We start from the raw sequence: 16,957 nt of genomic DNA on the forward strand, positions 1-16,957 counted from the left end.
ACGTTTCAGGGGTGCGAGCGAAGTGAGCCTCGAAGGACGCACCTTGGGAATGCGCCGAGCTTGACCTGAAAGTCTTTGTTGTACAAAGCGGACTGACACAGGTTGGAGGGAAGAATGACCGCTGAAACCGACATCGACACCATCAAGCGGCAGGAGGCGACGTTGGTCTTCGCGGCCTTCGATGAAGCGGCCGCCTTCGCCATCGGCAGCGCCATTCGCGACCGGGCGCTGAAAGAAGATCTGCCGATCATCGTCGACATCCGCACCTTCGACCGTCCGCTTTTCTACGCGGCAATGCCGGGCTCGAACGGCTCGAACCCCGAATGGGCGCGGCGCAAGTTCAATGTGGTCAAGCGCTTCCTGAAGAGCTCCTTCCGGCTGACGCTGGAGGAGCAGCGGCCGGACCGTACCTTCAAGCCGGGCTGGGGCATCGACAGCGCCGACTTCGTGCTGGCCGGCGGCGCATTTCCCATCACGGTCAAGGGTGCCGGCGTCATCGGCGCGGTGACGGTTTCCGGCCTGTCGGAGCAGGACGACCACGCCGTGGCCGTGGATGCGCTGTGCGCGCATCTGGGGATTTCGCGGGAGAACCTGGCGTTGGCCGGCGCAAGGCAATGATCTTTCGCATGACCCTCGACCCCAAACCCTTCCTCACATCCATTTTCGACGCCGCCGTCGCGGCGGCTGACCCGAACCTCACCATCCGCAGCCACCTGCCGGCGAAGCCGAAGGGACGCACCATCCTCGTCGGCGCAGGCAAGGGCGCGGCGCAGATGGCCGCGGCTTTCGAAAAGGCGTGGGACGGCCCGCTCGAAGGACTGATCGTCACCCGCTACGGCTACGGCGCGCGGACCGAACGCCTCGAAGTGATCGAAGCGGCGCATCCGGTGCCCGACGAGGCCGGGCTCGAGGCCTCGCGCCGCCTGCTGGAACTCGTTTCCGGCCTGACCGGGGACGATTTGGTGGTGGCGCTGATCTGTGGCGGTGGCTCGGCGCTGCTGCCGTCGCCGGCCGCCGGCCTGACGCTGGCCGACGAGATCGCCGTCAACGAGGCGCTGCTTGCCTCCGGTGCGCCGATTGCTGCCATGAACACCATCCGCAAGCACGTCTCGACCATCAAGGGCGGCCGCCTTGCCGCCGCCGCATGGCCGGCCAGGGTGGTATCGCTGGTGGTGTCGGACATTCCCGGCGACAACCCGGCGCTGGTGGCGTCCGGGCCGACCATTCCGGACGCCGGCAGCCGCGAAGATGCGCTCGCCGCCATCGCCGCCTATGGCATTGGGCTTCCAGAAGCGGTGATGGCGCATATCCAATCGGTCGAGTCCGCCGCGCCGCGTCCGGACGACGAGAAATTCGCCCGCAACGAAGTGCATCTGATCGCCTCGGCCGGCGTCTCTCTGGAAGCGGCGGCGGCTGAGGCGCGCCGTCAAGGCGTCGAAGCCGTCATCCTCTCCGATGCCATCGAGGGCGAGGCGCGCGAGGTCGGTTCGGTCCATGCCGCCATCGCCCGCGAGGTCGCGGCCCGCAACCGGCCCTTCGCCAAACCGGTGCTGATCCTGTCGGGCGGCGAGACGACGGTGACGTTGAAGGCAAAAGGCAAGGGCGGGCGCAATTCCGAGTTCCTCCTCGCCTTCGCCATCGGCATTGCCGGGGTCGAGGGCATTCATGCGCTGGCCGCCGACACCGACGGCATCGATGGCTCCGAGGACAATGCCGGCGCCTTCTGCGACGGCTCCACGGTTCCGCGCATGCGGGCGGCAGGCGTCGATGCCAAGGCCATGCTCGCCGCCAACAACGCCTGGACGGCTTTCAATGCGGTGGGCGACCTGTTCGTGCCGGGACCGACTGGAACGAACGTCAACGATCTCAGGGCGATACTGGTGCGGTAGATGCCAGTCGTGCGTCCTTCGAGGCTCGCTCCGCTCGCACCTCAGGATGAGGGAGGTTGAGCTACGCCATTCTCAATTTCGCAATGCCGAAGAACTTGAGAATGAACTGCACAGACCGTCCTCATCCTGAGGTGCGAGCGGAGCGAGCCTCGAAGGACGCACTCACCCCATCAATTCCTTCACCGCCTTGATGTCTTTCAAGAACCGCGCTCGTTCGGCTTCCTTGTCGGCCGGGTCGGGGATGCGCAGGATGAAGGACGGGTGGATGGTGATGAACACGCGAAGACCGTCCTCGCGTTCGATCACCTCGCCGCGCATCTTCGTCACCGGGATCGCCTTGCCGAGCAGCGCTTGCGCCGCCGTCGCGCCCATCGCCACGACGAGGTTCGGCTTGATCAGCGACAATTCCTTGTCCAGCCACCAGCGGCAGGCCTGCACCTCGCCGGCATTCGGCTTGGAATGGATGCGGCGCTTGCCGCGCGGCTCGAACTTGAAATGCTTCACCGCATTCGTGACATAGGTCTTCAGCCGGTCGATTTCGGCGTCGTCCAGGATCGCGTCGAACACCTTGCCGGCCGGGCCGACGAAGGGCTTGCCGGCGATGTCCTCCTGGTCGCCCGGTTGCTCGCCGACGAAGATGACGCTGGCGGTTTCCGGACCTTCGCCGAACACCGTCTGCGTCGCCTCGCGCCACAGCGGGCAGCGCCGGCAGCCCTTCGCCGCTTCGCGCAACGCGGCGATGGAGCGCGCCTTCGCGCCATCGTCGGGGGCTTCCTCGCCGCGCGCCGGCCAGTGCCTGGCCTTAACCTTGGCGTGGTGCGGCGCCGGTGTCGTCGGCATCCTGGCGATCATCTCCTTCGCGGCCTTGTCCGCGCCTGCGATCAAATCGGGAATGAGCGAGGCCTCGGGAAGGTTCCGCCAGTATTTCTTCGGCATCTCCTTCTGCATTGCCTGCACCTTCAGCCGGGCCGGGTTGAAGATGTTCTCGAAATAGGTCTGCCACAGCGCCTCGGTGGCGTCCTCGGCCGGCGCATCCGCCTTCGCCGCGCCCGGTCCGATCGCCAGAATTTCGCCGTCCCATGTCGCGGAGGCATGCGGCGTCAGGATGGTCCAGCGCATGCCAGTGAAGCGGCGCACGAAGAAGGGCGCGTTGCGGGCGATGATATAGTGCGATGGCTCGAACCAGGCGACGAAGCGCTCGGCTTCGCCCTCGCCGATCTTCCGGAAGCGGACGAAGGCCCGCATCTTGTGCATGTCGCGGCCGACGGCCTTTTCCATCGCCTCGAAGCGCCGGATGTCCGGATCGGAGGCGATTTCCAGAAGTTTCGGCTCGTCACGCAGCCGCCAGAGCAAGCGGTAGAGCAGGGCGAAGCGTGCGGGGTCGGAATGGCAGATCACGGCCTCGGCGCGCGCGATGAAAGCGCGCGGAACGGTGAGGGTGCTTTTGTCTTCGGATGCCTCAGGTATTGTGCGCCCAACGGATTGCCGATTTTCACCTGCATCCACCATCCAAGCCACATCCTCCGGCGCCACACCGCCCGACGCCAACACGCGCGCCGCGTCGCGCCAGCCGGCAAAGTCGGTTTCGCTGACCAGCTGGGCCGTGTGTCGGGCAAGATGGAGTTGTTCAGCCTGCATCGTCAAAACAGCGACAACTGTTCGCAGGTGGAAGCGATCGTTTCGCGCAGCGCCGCCTGGTCGGTCAGGCCGCCGGGCGACCAGCCTTGCGCGAAGATGAAGGGCCGCAGCTTGGCGATGGATTTCGCCAGCCTGCCGACATCTTCAAGCCGCAGTCGCCGATGCCGGCGCGTGGCGATGATGCGGTCCACCACCTTGGTGCCGAGGCCCGGCACGCGCAGCAGCGTCTCGCGGTCGGCGCGGTTCACATCCACCGGAAACAGGCCCCGGTGCCGCAGCGCCCAGGCAAGCTTCGGGTCGATGGCGAGATCGAGCATGCCGTCGGCGCTGCCCTGCAGGATCTCCGGCTGCGAAAAGCCATAGAACCGCATCAGCCAGTCGGCCTGGTACAGCCGGTGCTCGCGCATCAGCGGCGGCTTGCGCACCGGCAGGGCGGCCGACGAATCCGGGATCGGGCTGAAGGCGGAGTAATACACCCTGCGCAACTGATAGCTGCCGTAGAGCCGGGCGCTGGTCTTCAAAATGCCGTCGTCGGAGGTCGAGTCCGCCCCGACGATCATCTGGGTTGATTGACCACCGGGTGCGAAACGCTCGCGCGTCTTCGTCTTCAGGGTCGGTTCGGCTTTTTCCTCCATCTTCTCGCGAAGCTTCGCCATGGAAAGCCGGATCGTTTCCGGCCGCTTCTCCGGCGCGAAACGCTTGACGCTTTCGTCGGTCGGAAGCTCGACATTGATCGACAGCCGGTCGGCATAGAGCCCGGCCTTCTCGATCAATTCCTGCGAGCATTCGGGAATGGTCTTGAGATGGATGTAGCCGCCGAACTTCTCGTCCAGCCGCAGCCGCCGCGCCACCTTGACCATTTCGCCCATCGTCTCGTCCGGCGAACGCACCACGCCGGAGGACAGGAACAAGCCTTCGATATAGTTGCGACGATAGAAGTCCATTGTCAGTCTCACCACCTCATCGACGGTGAAACGGGCGCGGCGGACGTTTGAGGACGAACGGTTGATGCAATAGCTGCAATCGTAGATGCAGAAATTGGTCAGCAGGATCTTCAGGAGCGAGATGCATCGACCGTCCGGCGCGTAGGAATGGCAGATGCCCATGCCCTCGGTCGAGCCGATGCCGCCGCTCTTCAGCGAATTGCGCTTCGCCGCGCCCGACGAGGCGCACGAGGCATCGTATTTGGCGGCATCCGAAAGGATGGCGAGCTTTTCGCGGGTTGAGAGGATAGCCATTCGTTCATGATATGTTCCGACGCGCTATCCCGCTATAAAATTTTACACAGGGAGGGATTTTTCCGCGGCAGGGCCGCCTGGCGTCAGGCGGTGATGTCGATCACGCCGCAATCGCCGGCAGCGCTGCCGAAAGCGATGCGCTGTTCGGCCTTGTCCCACATCATCGCGGTGATCGCGCCTTTGCCGGGGCGGCGCAGCAGCACTTCCTTGGCGTCGGCAAAGCGCGCGGCGATGACCATGCCGTCCTCATAGCCGATGGCGACGACGTCCTGGCTGGGATGGCAGGCCACGCAGGTCACCATGGTGTTGCCGCGTGTGCCGAGTTCCAGCGGCGCCTTGCCCATCGGCCCGTCCTTGGCCTGGAACGGCCACACGATCGCCGCCGGCGCGCCGGCGCTCGCCAGCCATTTGCCCTTGGCGGCCCAGGACAGGCTTTTGACCTTGGCCGGGTAGCCCGACATGCGCATATGCTTGCCGTCGGCCAGCTTCCAGCCATGCAGCGCATTCTCCTGCATGGTGGTGACGAGAAAATTGCCGTCCGGCGAGAAACTGATGCCGGTATGCGCGCCCGCCCACTCCAATTCCACCGGCTTGCCCTCGGCGGCGGGGAAATGCAGCGTCGCGCCATTGTAGCGGGCGACGCCGATGCGCATGCCCTTCGGCGCGAAGGCAACGCCCTCTACCGAGCGTGGATGCTGGAAGTCCTTCACCTTGCCGTCGGCGAAACGGACAAAGGCGGTCTTGCCGCTGCCATAGGCGATCGCGCCCTGCGGCCCGGCGGCGACGCTGGTGATCCACTTCCTGCCGGCGCTCGCCAGTTCCTGTGCGCTGCCGCCGGCTGTGACGGCGAACACCTTGCCATCCTCGCCGCCGGTGATCAGCCGGTTGCCGGCCGGGTCGAGAACCGCCGCCAGCAATCCGTCATGCACCTGTTCGGTCTTGTGGCCGTTGTCGAGCCGGTGGATCGAACCGTCGGCGAGCGCGAAATGCGGCACATTGCCGAGAAAGACGGCGGCCACGCAATGGCCGGAAAGATCGAGCGGGGCGACTGTGGGCATAGTCCAGACTATTCCGTTTCAGGTTTGTGCTGCCCTCACCCTTACCCTCTCCCGGCAAGGACGGGGAGAGGGGTCGCCAACGTTGCGGCAGGTATCCCTTCTCCCTGTTTCACGCAGAGAAGGGCCGGCGGGCGAATGAGGGGCAGGAGATACTTCGCAAGCTGGAGGGTCAGGCGGCCTGGCACGCCTCGAAGCTCTTCCTCAGCTTTTCGGCGTCGAGGTCGCGGCCGATGAAGACCAGCCGGCTCTCATGCGCCTCGCCGTCCTTCCAGGCGCGCTGGTGGTCGCCCTCGATGATCATGTGCACCCCCTGGATGACATAGCGCTCGTCGTCGCCCTTGAAGGCGATGATGCCCTTGAGCCGCAATATGTTGGGCCCTTCCATCTGGGTGACCTTCTCGATCCAGGGGAAGAACTTCTTCTGGTCCATCTCGCCGCCCCGCAGCGAGACTGACTGCACCGTCACATCGTGGATCGCGGCGGGATGCGCATGATCGTGTCCATGGTGCCCATGGTCGTGCCCGTCATGGTCGTGGTGCGCGTGCTCGTCGGCTTCAAGGAAATGCGGATCGTTTTCCAGCGCCCGCTTGAGGTCGAATGCACCGCGGTCGAGCACTTCCGAAAGGTCTACGCCCGAGCGTTCGGTGCGGTGGATCCTCGCCGCAGGGTTGATGGCGCGGATGGTCGCCTCGACGGCGCGCAACTCCTCCGGCGTCACCAGATCGGTCTTGTTCAGCACGACGACATCGGCGAAGGCGATCTGGTCTTCGGCCTCCTTCGAATCCTTCAGCCGCAGCGGCAAATGCTTGGCGTCGACCAACGCCACCACGGCGTCGAGCCTGGTCTTGGAGCGCACGTCTTCGTCCATGAAGAACGTCTGCGCCACCGGCACCGGATCGGCCAGGCCGGTCGTCTCCACCACGATGGCGTCGAAGCGGCCGGGCCGCCGCATCAGGCCCTCGACGACGCGGATCAGGTCGCCGCGCACCGTGCAGCAGACGCAGCCATTGTTCATCTCGTAGATTTCCTCGTCGGATTCCACGATCAGATCGTTGTCGATGCCGATCTCGCCGAATTCGTTGACGATGACCGCGTAGCGCTTGCCATGGTTCTCCGACAGGATGCGGTTGAGCAGGGTTGTCTTGCCGGCGCCGAGATAGCCGGTCAGGACGGTTACGGGGATCTGCGTCTGTGCTTCGCTCATGTCAGGCCTCGAACTGCGATGGAGGCTCCCATATAGGATGCCGCTCGCCCGTTTGCACCTGTCAAACCCGTCCGCGCCTGCCAAATTTTCGGGCCAACCAGGATGCCGTTGTCAGCGATTGAAGACATGGTGTTCTGGGCAATGCGCTGATGGAGAGCGCTGGTCGGATGCGGCTGCGCCTTACAGGGGACACAGGACCGCCGCGGCCAAAATTCGTTTGTCATCTAACTGAAATAAACATCTGCCATTAGCGCTTGCGAACCACATAACGCTTGCCGGCAAATTGTTTCTTTGCCGGCGGCGCGTTTTGCAAAGCGCCGATCGCGGCTATTGTGCTTGCGGGGAGCGCGGTCAGAGAGGGGTGACCATGGCCAAGGTTGATCCAGGCACGACGATGAGCCGGCTGCATTCGGCGGCGCGGCTGGCGCGAACCGCACTTGCCGCGCGCCTTCTGGCGCACGGTTTCTATGCCGGGCAGGACCAGATCATGCTGGCGCTCGACCGTGAGAATGGGCAGACGCCCGGTACTCTGGCGGACAGGCTGGGCGTGCGTCCGCCGACGATAACCAAAACCATAAACCGGCTTCAGGCGCAGGGCTTCCTTGAGAAGCGCGCCTCCAACTCCGATGCGCGGCAGGCGCATATCTTTCTGACCGAAGGCGGGCGCGAGACCATCCAGGCCATCAAGAAGTCGGTACGCAAGACCGAAAAACAGGCGTTCAAGGGCCTCGACAAGAAGGACCAGAAGACGCTCTCTAAGCTGCTGTCGCGCATAGAAGGTAATCTCTCTGACGACCGGCTGGCCTTCGTCGAAGAGGACGACGCCGACACCGAGGAATAAGCCGGGCAGGCGGCTGTGACGTGGGGTTTCTGACCGAATACCAGCTATCCGCCGCCGATTGGCACACAGCCGGGATTTGCCTGACGATTCGTGTAAGTTTGCATTGGGGCCTTGTGAGCGGGCGCGGAACCCGCGAAGAAGGCTTGAAATGAAACCCCCGTTCGGCTCGCCAAATTGACTGTTCCCGCCAGACTGGATGAAGGCGCGACGCCGCCTGTTGCGATCGCCCTCATCCTTGCCTCCTACCTGCTCTTTTCCTTCCTCGACACCAGCAGCAAGTATCTGGTGCTGGCCGGCGTGTCGCCGCTGTTCGTTGCCTGGACCCGCTTCGCCGTCCATGTCGTCATCGTTCTGGTGGTGTTTCGCAGCTGGCGCGAGCCGATCCGCTTCCGCGCCGCGAATCTGCCGGCGCATATCTTGCGCGGCCTGTTCCTGTTCGGAGCGACGATCCTCAACATCATCGCTTTGCGCACGATGCAACTGGCCGAAACCATGTCGATCTTCTTCGCCGGACCGATGGTCATCACCGCGCTTGCCGGCCCGCTGCTTGGCGAATGGGCCGGCTGGCGCCGCTGGATCGCCATCCTGATCGGCCTGGTCGGCGTCGTTATCATAACCCGGCCCGGTGTCGGCGTCTTCGGCGTCGGCCATCTGCTGGCGCTGGGCTCGATGCTGTCGAACTCGCTCTATGTCATCATGACCCGGCGCATGGGCGCGAAAGAGACGTCGGAAAGCCTCATCCTCTACGCGGCGCTGTGCCCAACGATCCTGCTGCTGCCGGCCTTCGCGCTGCCGTTGTCGTTGCCGCAGGACGGCTGGCACTGGTTCATCATCTGCATGCTCGGCGTCTTCGGCGGCGTCGGCCACTATCTGCTCATCATCGCCTACCGCATGGCTTCGGCGACGGCTCTCGCTCCCTATCCCTATTCGCAGATGATCTGGATGATCGCTTTCGGCTGGCTGATCTTCAACCAGCTGCCGGACGGATGGACGCTTGTCGGCGCTGCCGTCATCGTCGCCGGCGGTCTCTATATCGTCCACCGCGAACATCGGCTGCGGGTACACAACCGGGCCGCGCTGGCGGCTGAAACCGATGAATTGGCAAAAAAGCTTGATTTGCCCCGGAGGGATGTCTAAGCCGGATTTAAACAGTTTAAATGTTGGGGTCCGGGAGGCGGAGACTGGCACAGAAAATCAAGCTTTCGACGATCGCGGACGCGCTCGGCGTTTCGACCGCGACGGTATCGCTGGCCTTGCGCGACAGCCCGCTGGTCGCTGGCGCGACGCGGGAACGCATCAAGGAACACGCGCGCGAAATCGGCTACATCTACAACCGCCGCGCCGCCAGCCTGCGCACCTCGCGCTCGGGCATTGTCGGCGTCGTCGTCCACGACATCATGAACCCCTTCTACGCGGAAATCCTGCGCTCCATCGAAAGCGAACTGGACCGCAGCCGGCAGACCTTCATCCTGTCCAATCACTACGATCAACTCGACAAGCAGCGCACCTTCATCGACACGCTGCTGCAGCTTGGCGCCGATGGCGTCATCATGTCGCCGGCCATCGACACGCCGGCCTCCGATATCCTCATGGCCGAGGAGAACGGGTTGCCGGCGGTGCTGATCGCCCGCGATGTCGAGGACGCCCATGTGCCGGTGTTTCGCGGCGACGACGCCTACGGCACCGCGCTCGCCACCAACCATCTCATCTCGCTTGGCCACAAGCGCATCGCCATGATCGGCGCGACCGACCAGACATCGACGGGCCGTGACCGCTATCAGGGTTATCTGAACGCCATGCAGACGGCCGGGCTCGAGGTCAATCCGGCCTGGCGCATCCAGGGGCCGCGCACCAAGCAGGCCGGTTTCGAGGCCGCCGGCCAGTTCCTGGCGCTGAAGGACAGGCCCACCGCCGCCTGCTGCTGGAATGACCTCGTCGCCATCGGCCTGATGAACGGCATTTCCCGCGCCGGGCTGGTGCCGGGCGTAGACATTTCCGTCACCGGCTATGACGACCTCGAGGAAGCGGCCATCGCCACGCCGGCGCTCACAACCGTCTGGAACGGCCAGCGCGAGGTCGGCCGCCGCGCCGCCAGCGCCCTTCTGGACAAATTGAACGGACAGACTGTGCGTCTGTCGCAGGAACTCATCAAGCCGGAACTGCATGTGCGACAGTCTACCGGCAGGCCGGTGGAGCGCTCGTAAATGACGTCAGTTTTGTCGGATGTGGCGGTCCTGCTGCCCGCCCGCCTTCACAGCCATGCCGCCGAGAGAATAAGGCGAACGTTTCGGGCGATCCCGCTGGAAAGTTCCGACCTGGCGGCGCTGTCCGCCGACGACAAGGCGGCCATTCGCGGCATGGCCGGCGGAATCGCGATCGGCGCCTCCATCATCGATGCGCTGCCCAATCTGGAGATCATCGCCAATTTCGGCGTCGGCTATGACGGCATCGACGCGCGCCATGCCGCCAGCCGCGGTGTCATGGTGACGAACACGCCCGATGTGCTGACCGAGGAAGTCGCCGACACGGCGGTCGCCCTGTTGCTCAACACCGTGCGTGAACTGCCGCGCGCCGAGCAATGGCTGCGGCAGGGGCGCTGGGTGAGCGAAGGCAACTACCCTTTGAGCCGGTTGACCTTGCGCGGGCGCAAGGCCGGCATATTCGGCATGGGCCGTATCGGCCTTGCCATCGCGAAACGGCTGGAAGCGTTCGGCCTCACCATCGCCTACCACAACCGCCGGCCGGTCGAAGGCGTCGCTTACGCCTATCACGATACGTTGGAAGGTCTCGCGCAGGCCGTTGATACGCTGGTCTCGGTCGCGCCGGGAACGCCGGCAACGGAAAAAGCGGTGAACGCCCAGGTGCTGAAGGCGCTGGGTCCGGACGGCGTTTTTGTCAACATTGGCAGGGGCAGCACGGTCGATGAGCCGGCCTTGGCGCAGGCGCTGGCGGACGGCGCCATCGCTGCCGCCGGCCTCGATGTCTTCGCCAGTGAACCGAACGTGCCGCAGGCGCTGCTCGATCTGCCGAATGTGGTGCTGCTGCCCCACGTCGCTTCCGCCTCGCATCACACCCGGGAGGCCATGGCGGATCTTTGCGTCGACAACCTCGTCTCGTGGTTCTCCGAAGGCAAGGCGCTGACGCCGGTGCCGGAAACGGCCGATGTGAAGCCAGCCGGCTGAGCCGGCTTCGCCACATTCATTAACGCTGCTCGCGTCCGTTTAACCTCTGTTTAACGCCTTGGAATCCACTATGGATTCAACTGCTTGGGCGTGGGTATGCGACGATGAAGGTGCTTGGAGCCATTGTGGCGGCTGCGGCGGTCTACGGTGGCGCCCACATTTTGAAGCTCGAAGCCGATGCGCCGCCGTCGCGGCCTGCTTCTGTTGCTGGCGCCTATAGGCTCGTCGCGAATGGCGGACAGGCCTGCACGGTGGAACGTCGGCAAACCTCTTCGGCCATCTCAGCCTTGAACGTCGATCCGGGCTGCGGGGAACTGCTTCCCGGCCTTGAGCGGGCAAAATTCTGGCGCGACAACGACGACGGCACGGTCTCGTTCAGCCAAAACGGCGTCGATCCGATTGTTGTCTTCGCGGCTGCCGATGGCGAAGGCTACGAGTCCTACCAGCCGGCGCTTCCCCTGCTTTCGATGGCGGCGTTGCGATGAGCGTCGACAATTCTGAAGCGAAATCGCGTAAATTTTGAGCGATGCTGAAAAGCAAAATATAAAGCAAATGTCCTAAACTGTAGGTTGTCTTGGTCTTGGGCGGGCAATCCATTATGGACACGATAATTCTGATCGTTCTGGCAGGCTGCGCCGTCTGTTGCTTGATTATTCTATTGAAGACGCCGAATCCGCAGAAATTTTCGTTGTTCAAACACCCTGATGCTGCAAGTCAGCTCCGATACGTCATGGCGGCTTCCTTCTACAAGAAGAAGGTCATGAACAAATCCGAATATCGAGTGTTCAAGGTGGTGGAATCCGAAGTTTCCACTCTCCGCAGGGGATATCGCGTTCTGTCACAAACAAGCCTTGGGGAAATCGTGGGTTCGGACGACACCAAGGCTTATTTTGCCGTCAACAGCAAACGCGTCGACGTGCTCATCCTTGGCCCTTACGGCGAAGCTGTGGCCGCGATCGAATATCAGGGGGGCGGGCATCATCAGGGAAGTGCCGCCGCGAGAGATGCCATAAAACGCGAGGCCTTACGAAAGGCAGGCATTCACTTTGTAGAGGTCCTGGATAGTCATTCCAACGAAGAAATCGCCCAGATGGTGCGCAAGATCGTAAAGTTACCGCAGGCTGCTTGATCGCTACTCGGCCGCCGTCCGCACCCCGCCTTTCGCCGCTGCGTGCGCCCGCACGGCGTCGCCGAAGGCCTTAAAGACGCGCTGCGAGGCGTTGTCGGATTGCACCCAGTATTCCGGATGCCACTGCACGCCGACCGCGAAGGCCCGCGCGTCGCGAACCGAGACGGCTTCCACCGTCCCGTCTTCGGCGACCGCTTCCACCTGCAGCGCCGGTCCGAGCCGGTCGACCGCCTGGCGGTGGACCGAATTGACCATGATGTCGCCGGCGCCGAACACCCCGGCCAGACAGCTGCCGGGCTTGATGCTGACGCTCTGGCGGATGGCGAAGCGTTCGTCCTGGTTTTCGCTGGCCGGCGCGCGATGGTCGAGCGAGCCTTCACGGTCCTGGATTTCGGTGGCTAGCGTGCCGCCGAGCGCCACGTTCATTTCCTGGATACCGCGGCAGATGGCGAGCAGCGGCACGCCGCGTTCCACCGCCTTGCGGATCAGCGGCAGGGTCGTCGCGTCGCGATCCGGATCGTAAGGTCCGTTCGCCTCGCTGGCATCGCCGCCATAGAGCGAGGGATGGACGTTGGATTTCGATCCCGTGATCATGACGCCATCGACCGCCGAGAGCAGTTCGTCGAGATCCAGCCTGTCGCCGAATGACGGCAACAGCACCGGCAGCACGCCCGCGCCGGCGACCGCAGCCTCCAGATACTGCTGCGGGGCCGCATGCCAGCGGTAGTTCTCGAATTGGCGGACATCGGTGGAGACGGCGACGAGCGGTTGGATCATGGCGGCGGAAGACCTCGTTAGTCCTGTCCAGATTGCTGTAAAAATAGGCGATCGCAAGGCGTTTTGCCATGCCGTGCCTGCCTGCTTGCGACACAGGCTGAGCGGGGCGTTTAGACTATAGTTGTAAACGCCTTTCGCGAGATCGGAAATTCCCGCCAGGCCGTCTGCTGGAATGGCGTCGCCCGCTGGACTCGCGTTCTTGCGCGTGTATTGTCCCTTCAAGCCGGCCTAAATTTCAGGCGCTTCAGCGGGGTCAGCTTCGTCATCACTTAAGGGAGGAAATTCATGGATCGTCGCTCATTTATCAGGAAGGCCGGCACCACCGGCGTCGGCGCCGCCGCAGCGGTCACGACGCTTGCAGCACCGGCCATCGCCCAGTCCAACCCGAAGATCACCTGGCGTCTCGCCTCGTCCTTCCCGAAGTCGCTCGATACGATTTACGGGGGTGCCGAAGTGTTCTCCAAAATGCTTTCGGAAGCCACGGACGGCAATTTCCAGATCCAGGTTTTCGCGGCCGGTGAACTCGTTCCCGCCTTCCAGGCTTCCGATGCGACCGCGGCCGGCACGGTCGAGGCTTGCCACACCGTTGCCTATTACATGTGGGGCAAGGATCCGACCTATGCGCTGGGCGCAGCGGTGCCGTTCTCGCTCAACGCGCGCGGCATGAATGCCTGGCACTACCATGGCGGCGGCATCGACCTGTTCAACGAGTTCCTCGGCACCCAGGGTCTCGTCGGCTTCCCCGGTGGCAACACCGGCGTGCAGATGGGCGGCTGGTTCCGCAAGGAGATCAACACGGTCGCCGATCTCAACGGTTTGAAGATGCGCATCGGCGGCTTCGCCGGCAAGGTCATGGAGCGTCTCGGCCTGGTGCCGCAGAACATTCCTGGCGGCGATATCTATCCGGCGCTGGAAAAGGGTACGATCGACGCTGCCGAATGGGTTGGTCCGTATGACGACGAAAAACTCGGTTTCTACAAGGTCGCGCCCTATTATTACTATCCCGGCTTCTGGGAAGGCGGCCCGACCGTCCACCTGATGTTCAACAAGGGCAAGTACGAGGCGCTGCCGGCAAACTACAAATCGCTTCTGCGCACCGCCGCGCAGGCCACCGACGCCGACATGCTGCAGAAGTACGACTACAAGAATCCGGCCGCGGTCCGGCAGCTTGTCGCCAACGGCGCCCAGCTTCGTCCGTTCAGCCAGGAAATCCTGTCGGCCAGCTTCGACAAGGCTAATGAAGTGTATGGCGAAATGTCCGCTTCGAACCCGCTGTTCAAGAAAATCTGGGAATCGATCGTCGGCTTCCGCAAGGACTACTATCTCAACATGCAGATCGCCGAATACAACTACGACACCTTCATGATGGTGCAGCAACGCGGCAACAAGCTGTAAGCGCTGATCGATCGACCTATCAAAAAACCCCCGGAGCGCCGCTGCGGGGGTTTTTCTTTGTTTGAATGTCAGCCGGCTGTCGCGCGGCGTCAGTTGAAGCTTGGCGGCTGCGACAGGTTCGGCGCAGCCGGCGCCGCAGGGGCCGCGGGAGCCGATGGATTGGCCGGCACGGCGCCTCCACCTGCCGGGGGCGCCGTCGGCGCCGGCGCGCCCAGAGGCGGCAGGCCGAAGCCTCCCGGCTGGCCGAGGCCCGATCCGCCGCCGCTCAGCGGCGGCAGGGTGATCTGGATGTCCTTCGGATCGACCACGGTTCCCTTGTAGTGCATCACCATCTGCGGGAAGGCGAGGGTGAGGCCGATCATCAGCACCTGGATGCAGACGAAAGGCACCGCGCCCCAATAGATCTGGCCTGTCGTTACCGGCGCGATCTGCTTGCCGGTGATGCGGTCGAGATAGGGCACGCGCGCCGCCACCGAACGCAGGTAGAACAGCGCGAAGCCGAAGGGCGGGTGCATGAAGCTGGTCTGCATGTTCACGCCCAGAAGCACGCCGAACCAGATCAGGTCGATGCCCAGTTTTTCAGCGGCCGGCGCCAGCAGCGGCACGATGATGAAGGCGAGTTCGAAGAAGTCGAGGAAGAACGCCAGGAAAAACACGAGAAGGTTGACGGCGATCAGGAATCCGATCTCGCCGCCCGGCAGGGATATGAGCAGGTGCTCCACCCACAGATGTCCGTTGACGCCGTAGAAGGTCAGCGAGAAGACGCGCGCGCCGATCAGGATGAACAGCACGAAGGACGACAGCCGGGTGGTCGAGGCGAGCGCGTGCCGGATGACGTCAAGGTTGAGCCGGCCTTTCATCGCGGCCATGATCAGCGCGCCGACCGCGCCCATCGCGCCGCCTTCGGTCGGCGTGGCGATGCCGAGGAAGATCGTGCCCAGCACCAGGAACACCAGCGCCAGCGGCGGGATCAGCACGATGATCACCTGCTGCGCCAGCCGCGACATCATGTTGAAGCTGAATGTCTTGTCCAGAAGTGCGACGATATAGATGAAGACGACGCCGGCGACCATCGCCAGGATATCGGCGTCAGGGCCATGGGTGGGCGCAAGGTAGACATAGGCCCCGTAGCCGACCGCGACGGCGACCGCCAGGGCGACCAGCAGCGAGGTAACGCCATGGCCCAGCGTTCGCGCTTCCAGGGGCAAGGCAGGAACCGACTGCGGCCGGACGATCGACATGATCAGGATGTAGCCCATGTAGAGGCCGGTCAGGACCAGGCCGGGGATAAGCGCGCCGGCATACATGTCGCCGACCGAACGGCCGAGCTGGTCGGCAAGCACGATAAGCACCAGGGACGGCGGAATGATCTGCGCCAGCGTACCCGAGGCGGCGATGACGCCCGTAGCGACCCTGCGATCGTAGCCGTAGCGCAGCATGATCGGCAGCGAGATGAGGCCCATCGCAATGACGGACGCGGCGACCACGCCGGTGGTCGCGGCAAGCAGTGCGCCGACGAAGATCACCGCGTAGGCCAGGCCGCCGCGAACGGGGCCAAAAAGCTGGCCGATCGTGTCAAGCAGGTCCTCCGCCATGCCGGAGCGTTCCAGCACGATTCCCATGAAGGTGAAGAAGGGTATGGCCAGCAGCGTGTCGTTGGCCATGACGCCGCCATAGAAGCGTTCGGGCAGGGCGTAAAGCAGCGGCCAGGACAGGTTGATCGAGCCGCTTGAGAATGGCGCCAGCTCGACGCCGATCAGGAAGAACAGCAGACCGTTGGCGGCGAGCGAGAATGCCACCGGGTAGCCGATCAGCAGGAAGACGATCAGCGAGAGGAACATGATCGGCGCCATGTTCTGCGCGATGAACTCGATCACGAGCGGACCTCCTCGGCGAGGGCTTTTGCTTCGAGTTCAGCCTGTTCGTGCACGGATATGAATGGATTCGGATCGTCGATCAGCCCGCACATGATGGCGACCTTCTTGATGATCTCCGAAACACCCTGGAAACCGAGTAGCAGGAAGCCGAGCAGGAGCATCATTTTCGCGGGCCAGATGATCAGTCCGCCGGCATTGCCCGAAACCTCGCCGCTCCTGAACGACAGCAGAACGTAGGGGAACAGGTAGGAAACCATCAGGACCACGAACGGCATCAGGAACAGCAGGTGCCCAAGCAGATCGATCCAGTGCTGAACGCGGCGTGAGAACATGCCGTAGACGATGTCGATGCGGATGTGTTCGTTCTGCTTCAGCGTATAGGCGGCCGCCAGCAGGAAGGCCGCGCCGAACAGATACCATTGCAGTTCCAGCCAGGCGTTGGATGAGCTGTTGAGCGCCTTGCGGATCACGGCATTGCTGGCGCTGACAAGGATCGAGATCAGGATCAGCCAGGACACCCATTTGCCGATCGTCTCGTTTGTCCAGTCAATAGCCCGCGAAATGCCCAGAAGCACCGACATCCGCGTGTCGTAGATCGTCGTCCAGACAATGGCGACGATCACGATCAGGAGAAGGATGGCTAGTGACAAGGCAGTCGGCGATTGAATGACGGCATTGAGAAAGGCCATCTCAAATCCTCCCATGGATAAATTCGACGCTGCCGCGAAC

General features: G+C 63.5%; 16 protein-coding genes. 9 read left to right on the forward strand and 7 right to left on the reverse strand.

The window, feature by feature from the left end; translation table 11 throughout:
• The first annotated feature begins 114 nt into the window (after window positions 1-114).
• Both J2X35_RS00530 and J2X35_RS00535 read left to right on the forward strand, forming a co-directional pair.
• Entirely contained in the window at window positions 115-618 is a 504-nt protein-coding gene (locus J2X35_RS00530) for a heme-degrading domain-containing protein (RefSeq protein WP_310180265.1), read from the forward strand.
• An 8-nt stretch (window positions 619-626) separates the two neighbouring features.
• Complete coding sequence (locus J2X35_RS00535; protein ID WP_310180268.1) at window positions 627-1,889, forward strand: glycerate kinase; 1,263 nt, start codon at window positions 627-629, stop codon at window positions 1,887-1,889.
• Between the two features lie 162 nt (window positions 1,890-2,051).
• On the opposite strand, the gene J2X35_RS00540 is transcribed toward J2X35_RS00535, so the two are convergent.
• The 4 genes from J2X35_RS00540 to J2X35_RS00555 form a co-directional block, all read right to left on the reverse strand.
• Window positions 2,052-3,527, reverse strand: coding sequence for a UdgX family uracil-DNA binding protein (locus J2X35_RS00540; protein ID WP_310180271.1), 1,476 nt, complete (start codon window positions 3,525-3,527; stop codon window positions 2,052-2,054).
• A 2-nt stretch (window positions 3,528-3,529) separates the two neighbouring features.
• Entirely contained in the window at window positions 3,530-4,765 is a 1,236-nt protein-coding gene (locus J2X35_RS00545) for a putative DNA modification/repair radical SAM protein (RefSeq protein ID WP_310180273.1), read from the reverse strand.
• Between the two features lie 83 nt (window positions 4,766-4,848).
• Window positions 4,849-5,823: a WD40 repeat domain-containing protein gene (locus J2X35_RS00550; protein ID WP_310180276.1), complete on the reverse strand. Its 975-nt coding sequence runs from the start codon at window positions 5,821-5,823 to the stop codon at window positions 4,849-4,851.
• Between the two features lie 169 nt (window positions 5,824-5,992).
• Window positions 5,993-7,027: a GTP-binding protein gene (locus J2X35_RS00555; protein WP_310180277.1), complete on the reverse strand. Its 1,035-nt coding sequence runs from the start codon at window positions 7,025-7,027 to the stop codon at window positions 5,993-5,995.
• A 367-nt stretch (window positions 7,028-7,394) separates the two neighbouring features.
• On the opposite strand from J2X35_RS00555, the gene J2X35_RS00560 reads away from it, so the two are divergent.
• From J2X35_RS00560 to J2X35_RS00585, 6 genes are all read left to right on the forward strand, one after another.
• Window positions 7,395-7,868, forward strand: coding sequence for a MarR family transcriptional regulator (locus J2X35_RS00560; protein ID WP_310180280.1), 474 nt, complete (start codon window positions 7,395-7,397; stop codon window positions 7,866-7,868).
• Between the two features lie 174 nt (window positions 7,869-8,042).
• Window positions 8,043-9,005, forward strand: a complete 963-nt coding sequence (locus J2X35_RS00565) for a DMT family transporter (RefSeq protein ID WP_310180282.1) — start codon at window positions 8,043-8,045, stop codon at window positions 9,003-9,005.
• A 44-nt stretch (window positions 9,006-9,049) separates the two neighbouring features.
• A complete protein-coding gene (locus J2X35_RS00570) occupies window positions 9,050-10,072 on the forward strand; it encodes a LacI family DNA-binding transcriptional regulator (protein ID WP_056115148.1) in 1,023 nt (340 codons plus the stop codon).
• Window positions 10,073-11,050 carry a 2-hydroxyacid dehydrogenase gene (locus J2X35_RS00575; protein ID WP_310180285.1) on the forward strand — a complete coding sequence of 326 codons (978 nt, stop codon included), beginning with the start codon at window positions 10,073-10,075 and terminating at the stop codon, window positions 11,048-11,050. It begins immediately after the preceding gene.
• A gap of 104 nt (window positions 11,051-11,154) precedes the next feature.
• Window positions 11,155-11,535, forward strand: coding sequence for a hypothetical protein (locus tag J2X35_RS00580; RefSeq protein ID WP_310180288.1), 381 nt, complete (start codon window positions 11,155-11,157; stop codon window positions 11,533-11,535).
• Between the two features lie 113 nt (window positions 11,536-11,648).
• Complete coding sequence (locus J2X35_RS00585; protein ID WP_056107256.1) at window positions 11,649-12,179, forward strand: DUF2726 domain-containing protein; 531 nt, start codon at window positions 11,649-11,651, stop codon at window positions 12,177-12,179.
• A 3-nt stretch (window positions 12,180-12,182) separates the two neighbouring features.
• Here the strand turns inward: J2X35_RS00585 and J2X35_RS00590 are convergent, their stop codons facing one another.
• Window positions 12,183-12,956, reverse strand: coding sequence for a gamma-glutamyl-gamma-aminobutyrate hydrolase family protein (locus J2X35_RS00590; protein ID WP_310180291.1), 774 nt, complete (start codon window positions 12,954-12,956; stop codon window positions 12,183-12,185).
• 285 nt (window positions 12,957-13,241) lie between these two features.
• Between J2X35_RS00590 and J2X35_RS00595 the strand changes: the two genes are divergently transcribed.
• Window positions 13,242-14,351, forward strand: coding sequence for a TRAP transporter substrate-binding protein (locus J2X35_RS00595; RefSeq protein WP_056107262.1), 1,110 nt, complete (start codon window positions 13,242-13,244; stop codon window positions 14,349-14,351).
• 89 nt (window positions 14,352-14,440) lie between these two features.
• On the opposite strand, the gene J2X35_RS00600 is transcribed toward J2X35_RS00595, so the two are convergent.
• Together J2X35_RS00600 and J2X35_RS00605 are read right to left on the reverse strand one after the other, a co-directional pair.
• Window positions 14,441-16,228 (reverse strand): TRAP transporter large permease subunit, encoded by a 1,788-nt coding sequence (locus J2X35_RS00600; RefSeq protein WP_156459728.1) that lies wholly within the window; start codon window positions 16,226-16,228, stop codon window positions 14,441-14,443.
• Window positions 16,225-16,809, reverse strand: a complete 585-nt coding sequence (locus J2X35_RS00605; RefSeq protein ID WP_310183664.1) for a TRAP transporter small permease subunit — start codon at window positions 16,807-16,809, stop codon at window positions 16,225-16,227. The genes J2X35_RS00600 and J2X35_RS00605 overlap by 4 nt, the downstream gene beginning before the upstream one ends.
• Between the last annotated feature and the right edge of the window lie 148 nt (window positions 16,810-16,957).

This window comes from Mesorhizobium sp. BE184 (assembly GCF_031457045.1).
Classification (GTDB): domain Bacteria; phylum Pseudomonadota; class Alphaproteobacteria; order Rhizobiales; family Rhizobiaceae; genus Mesorhizobium.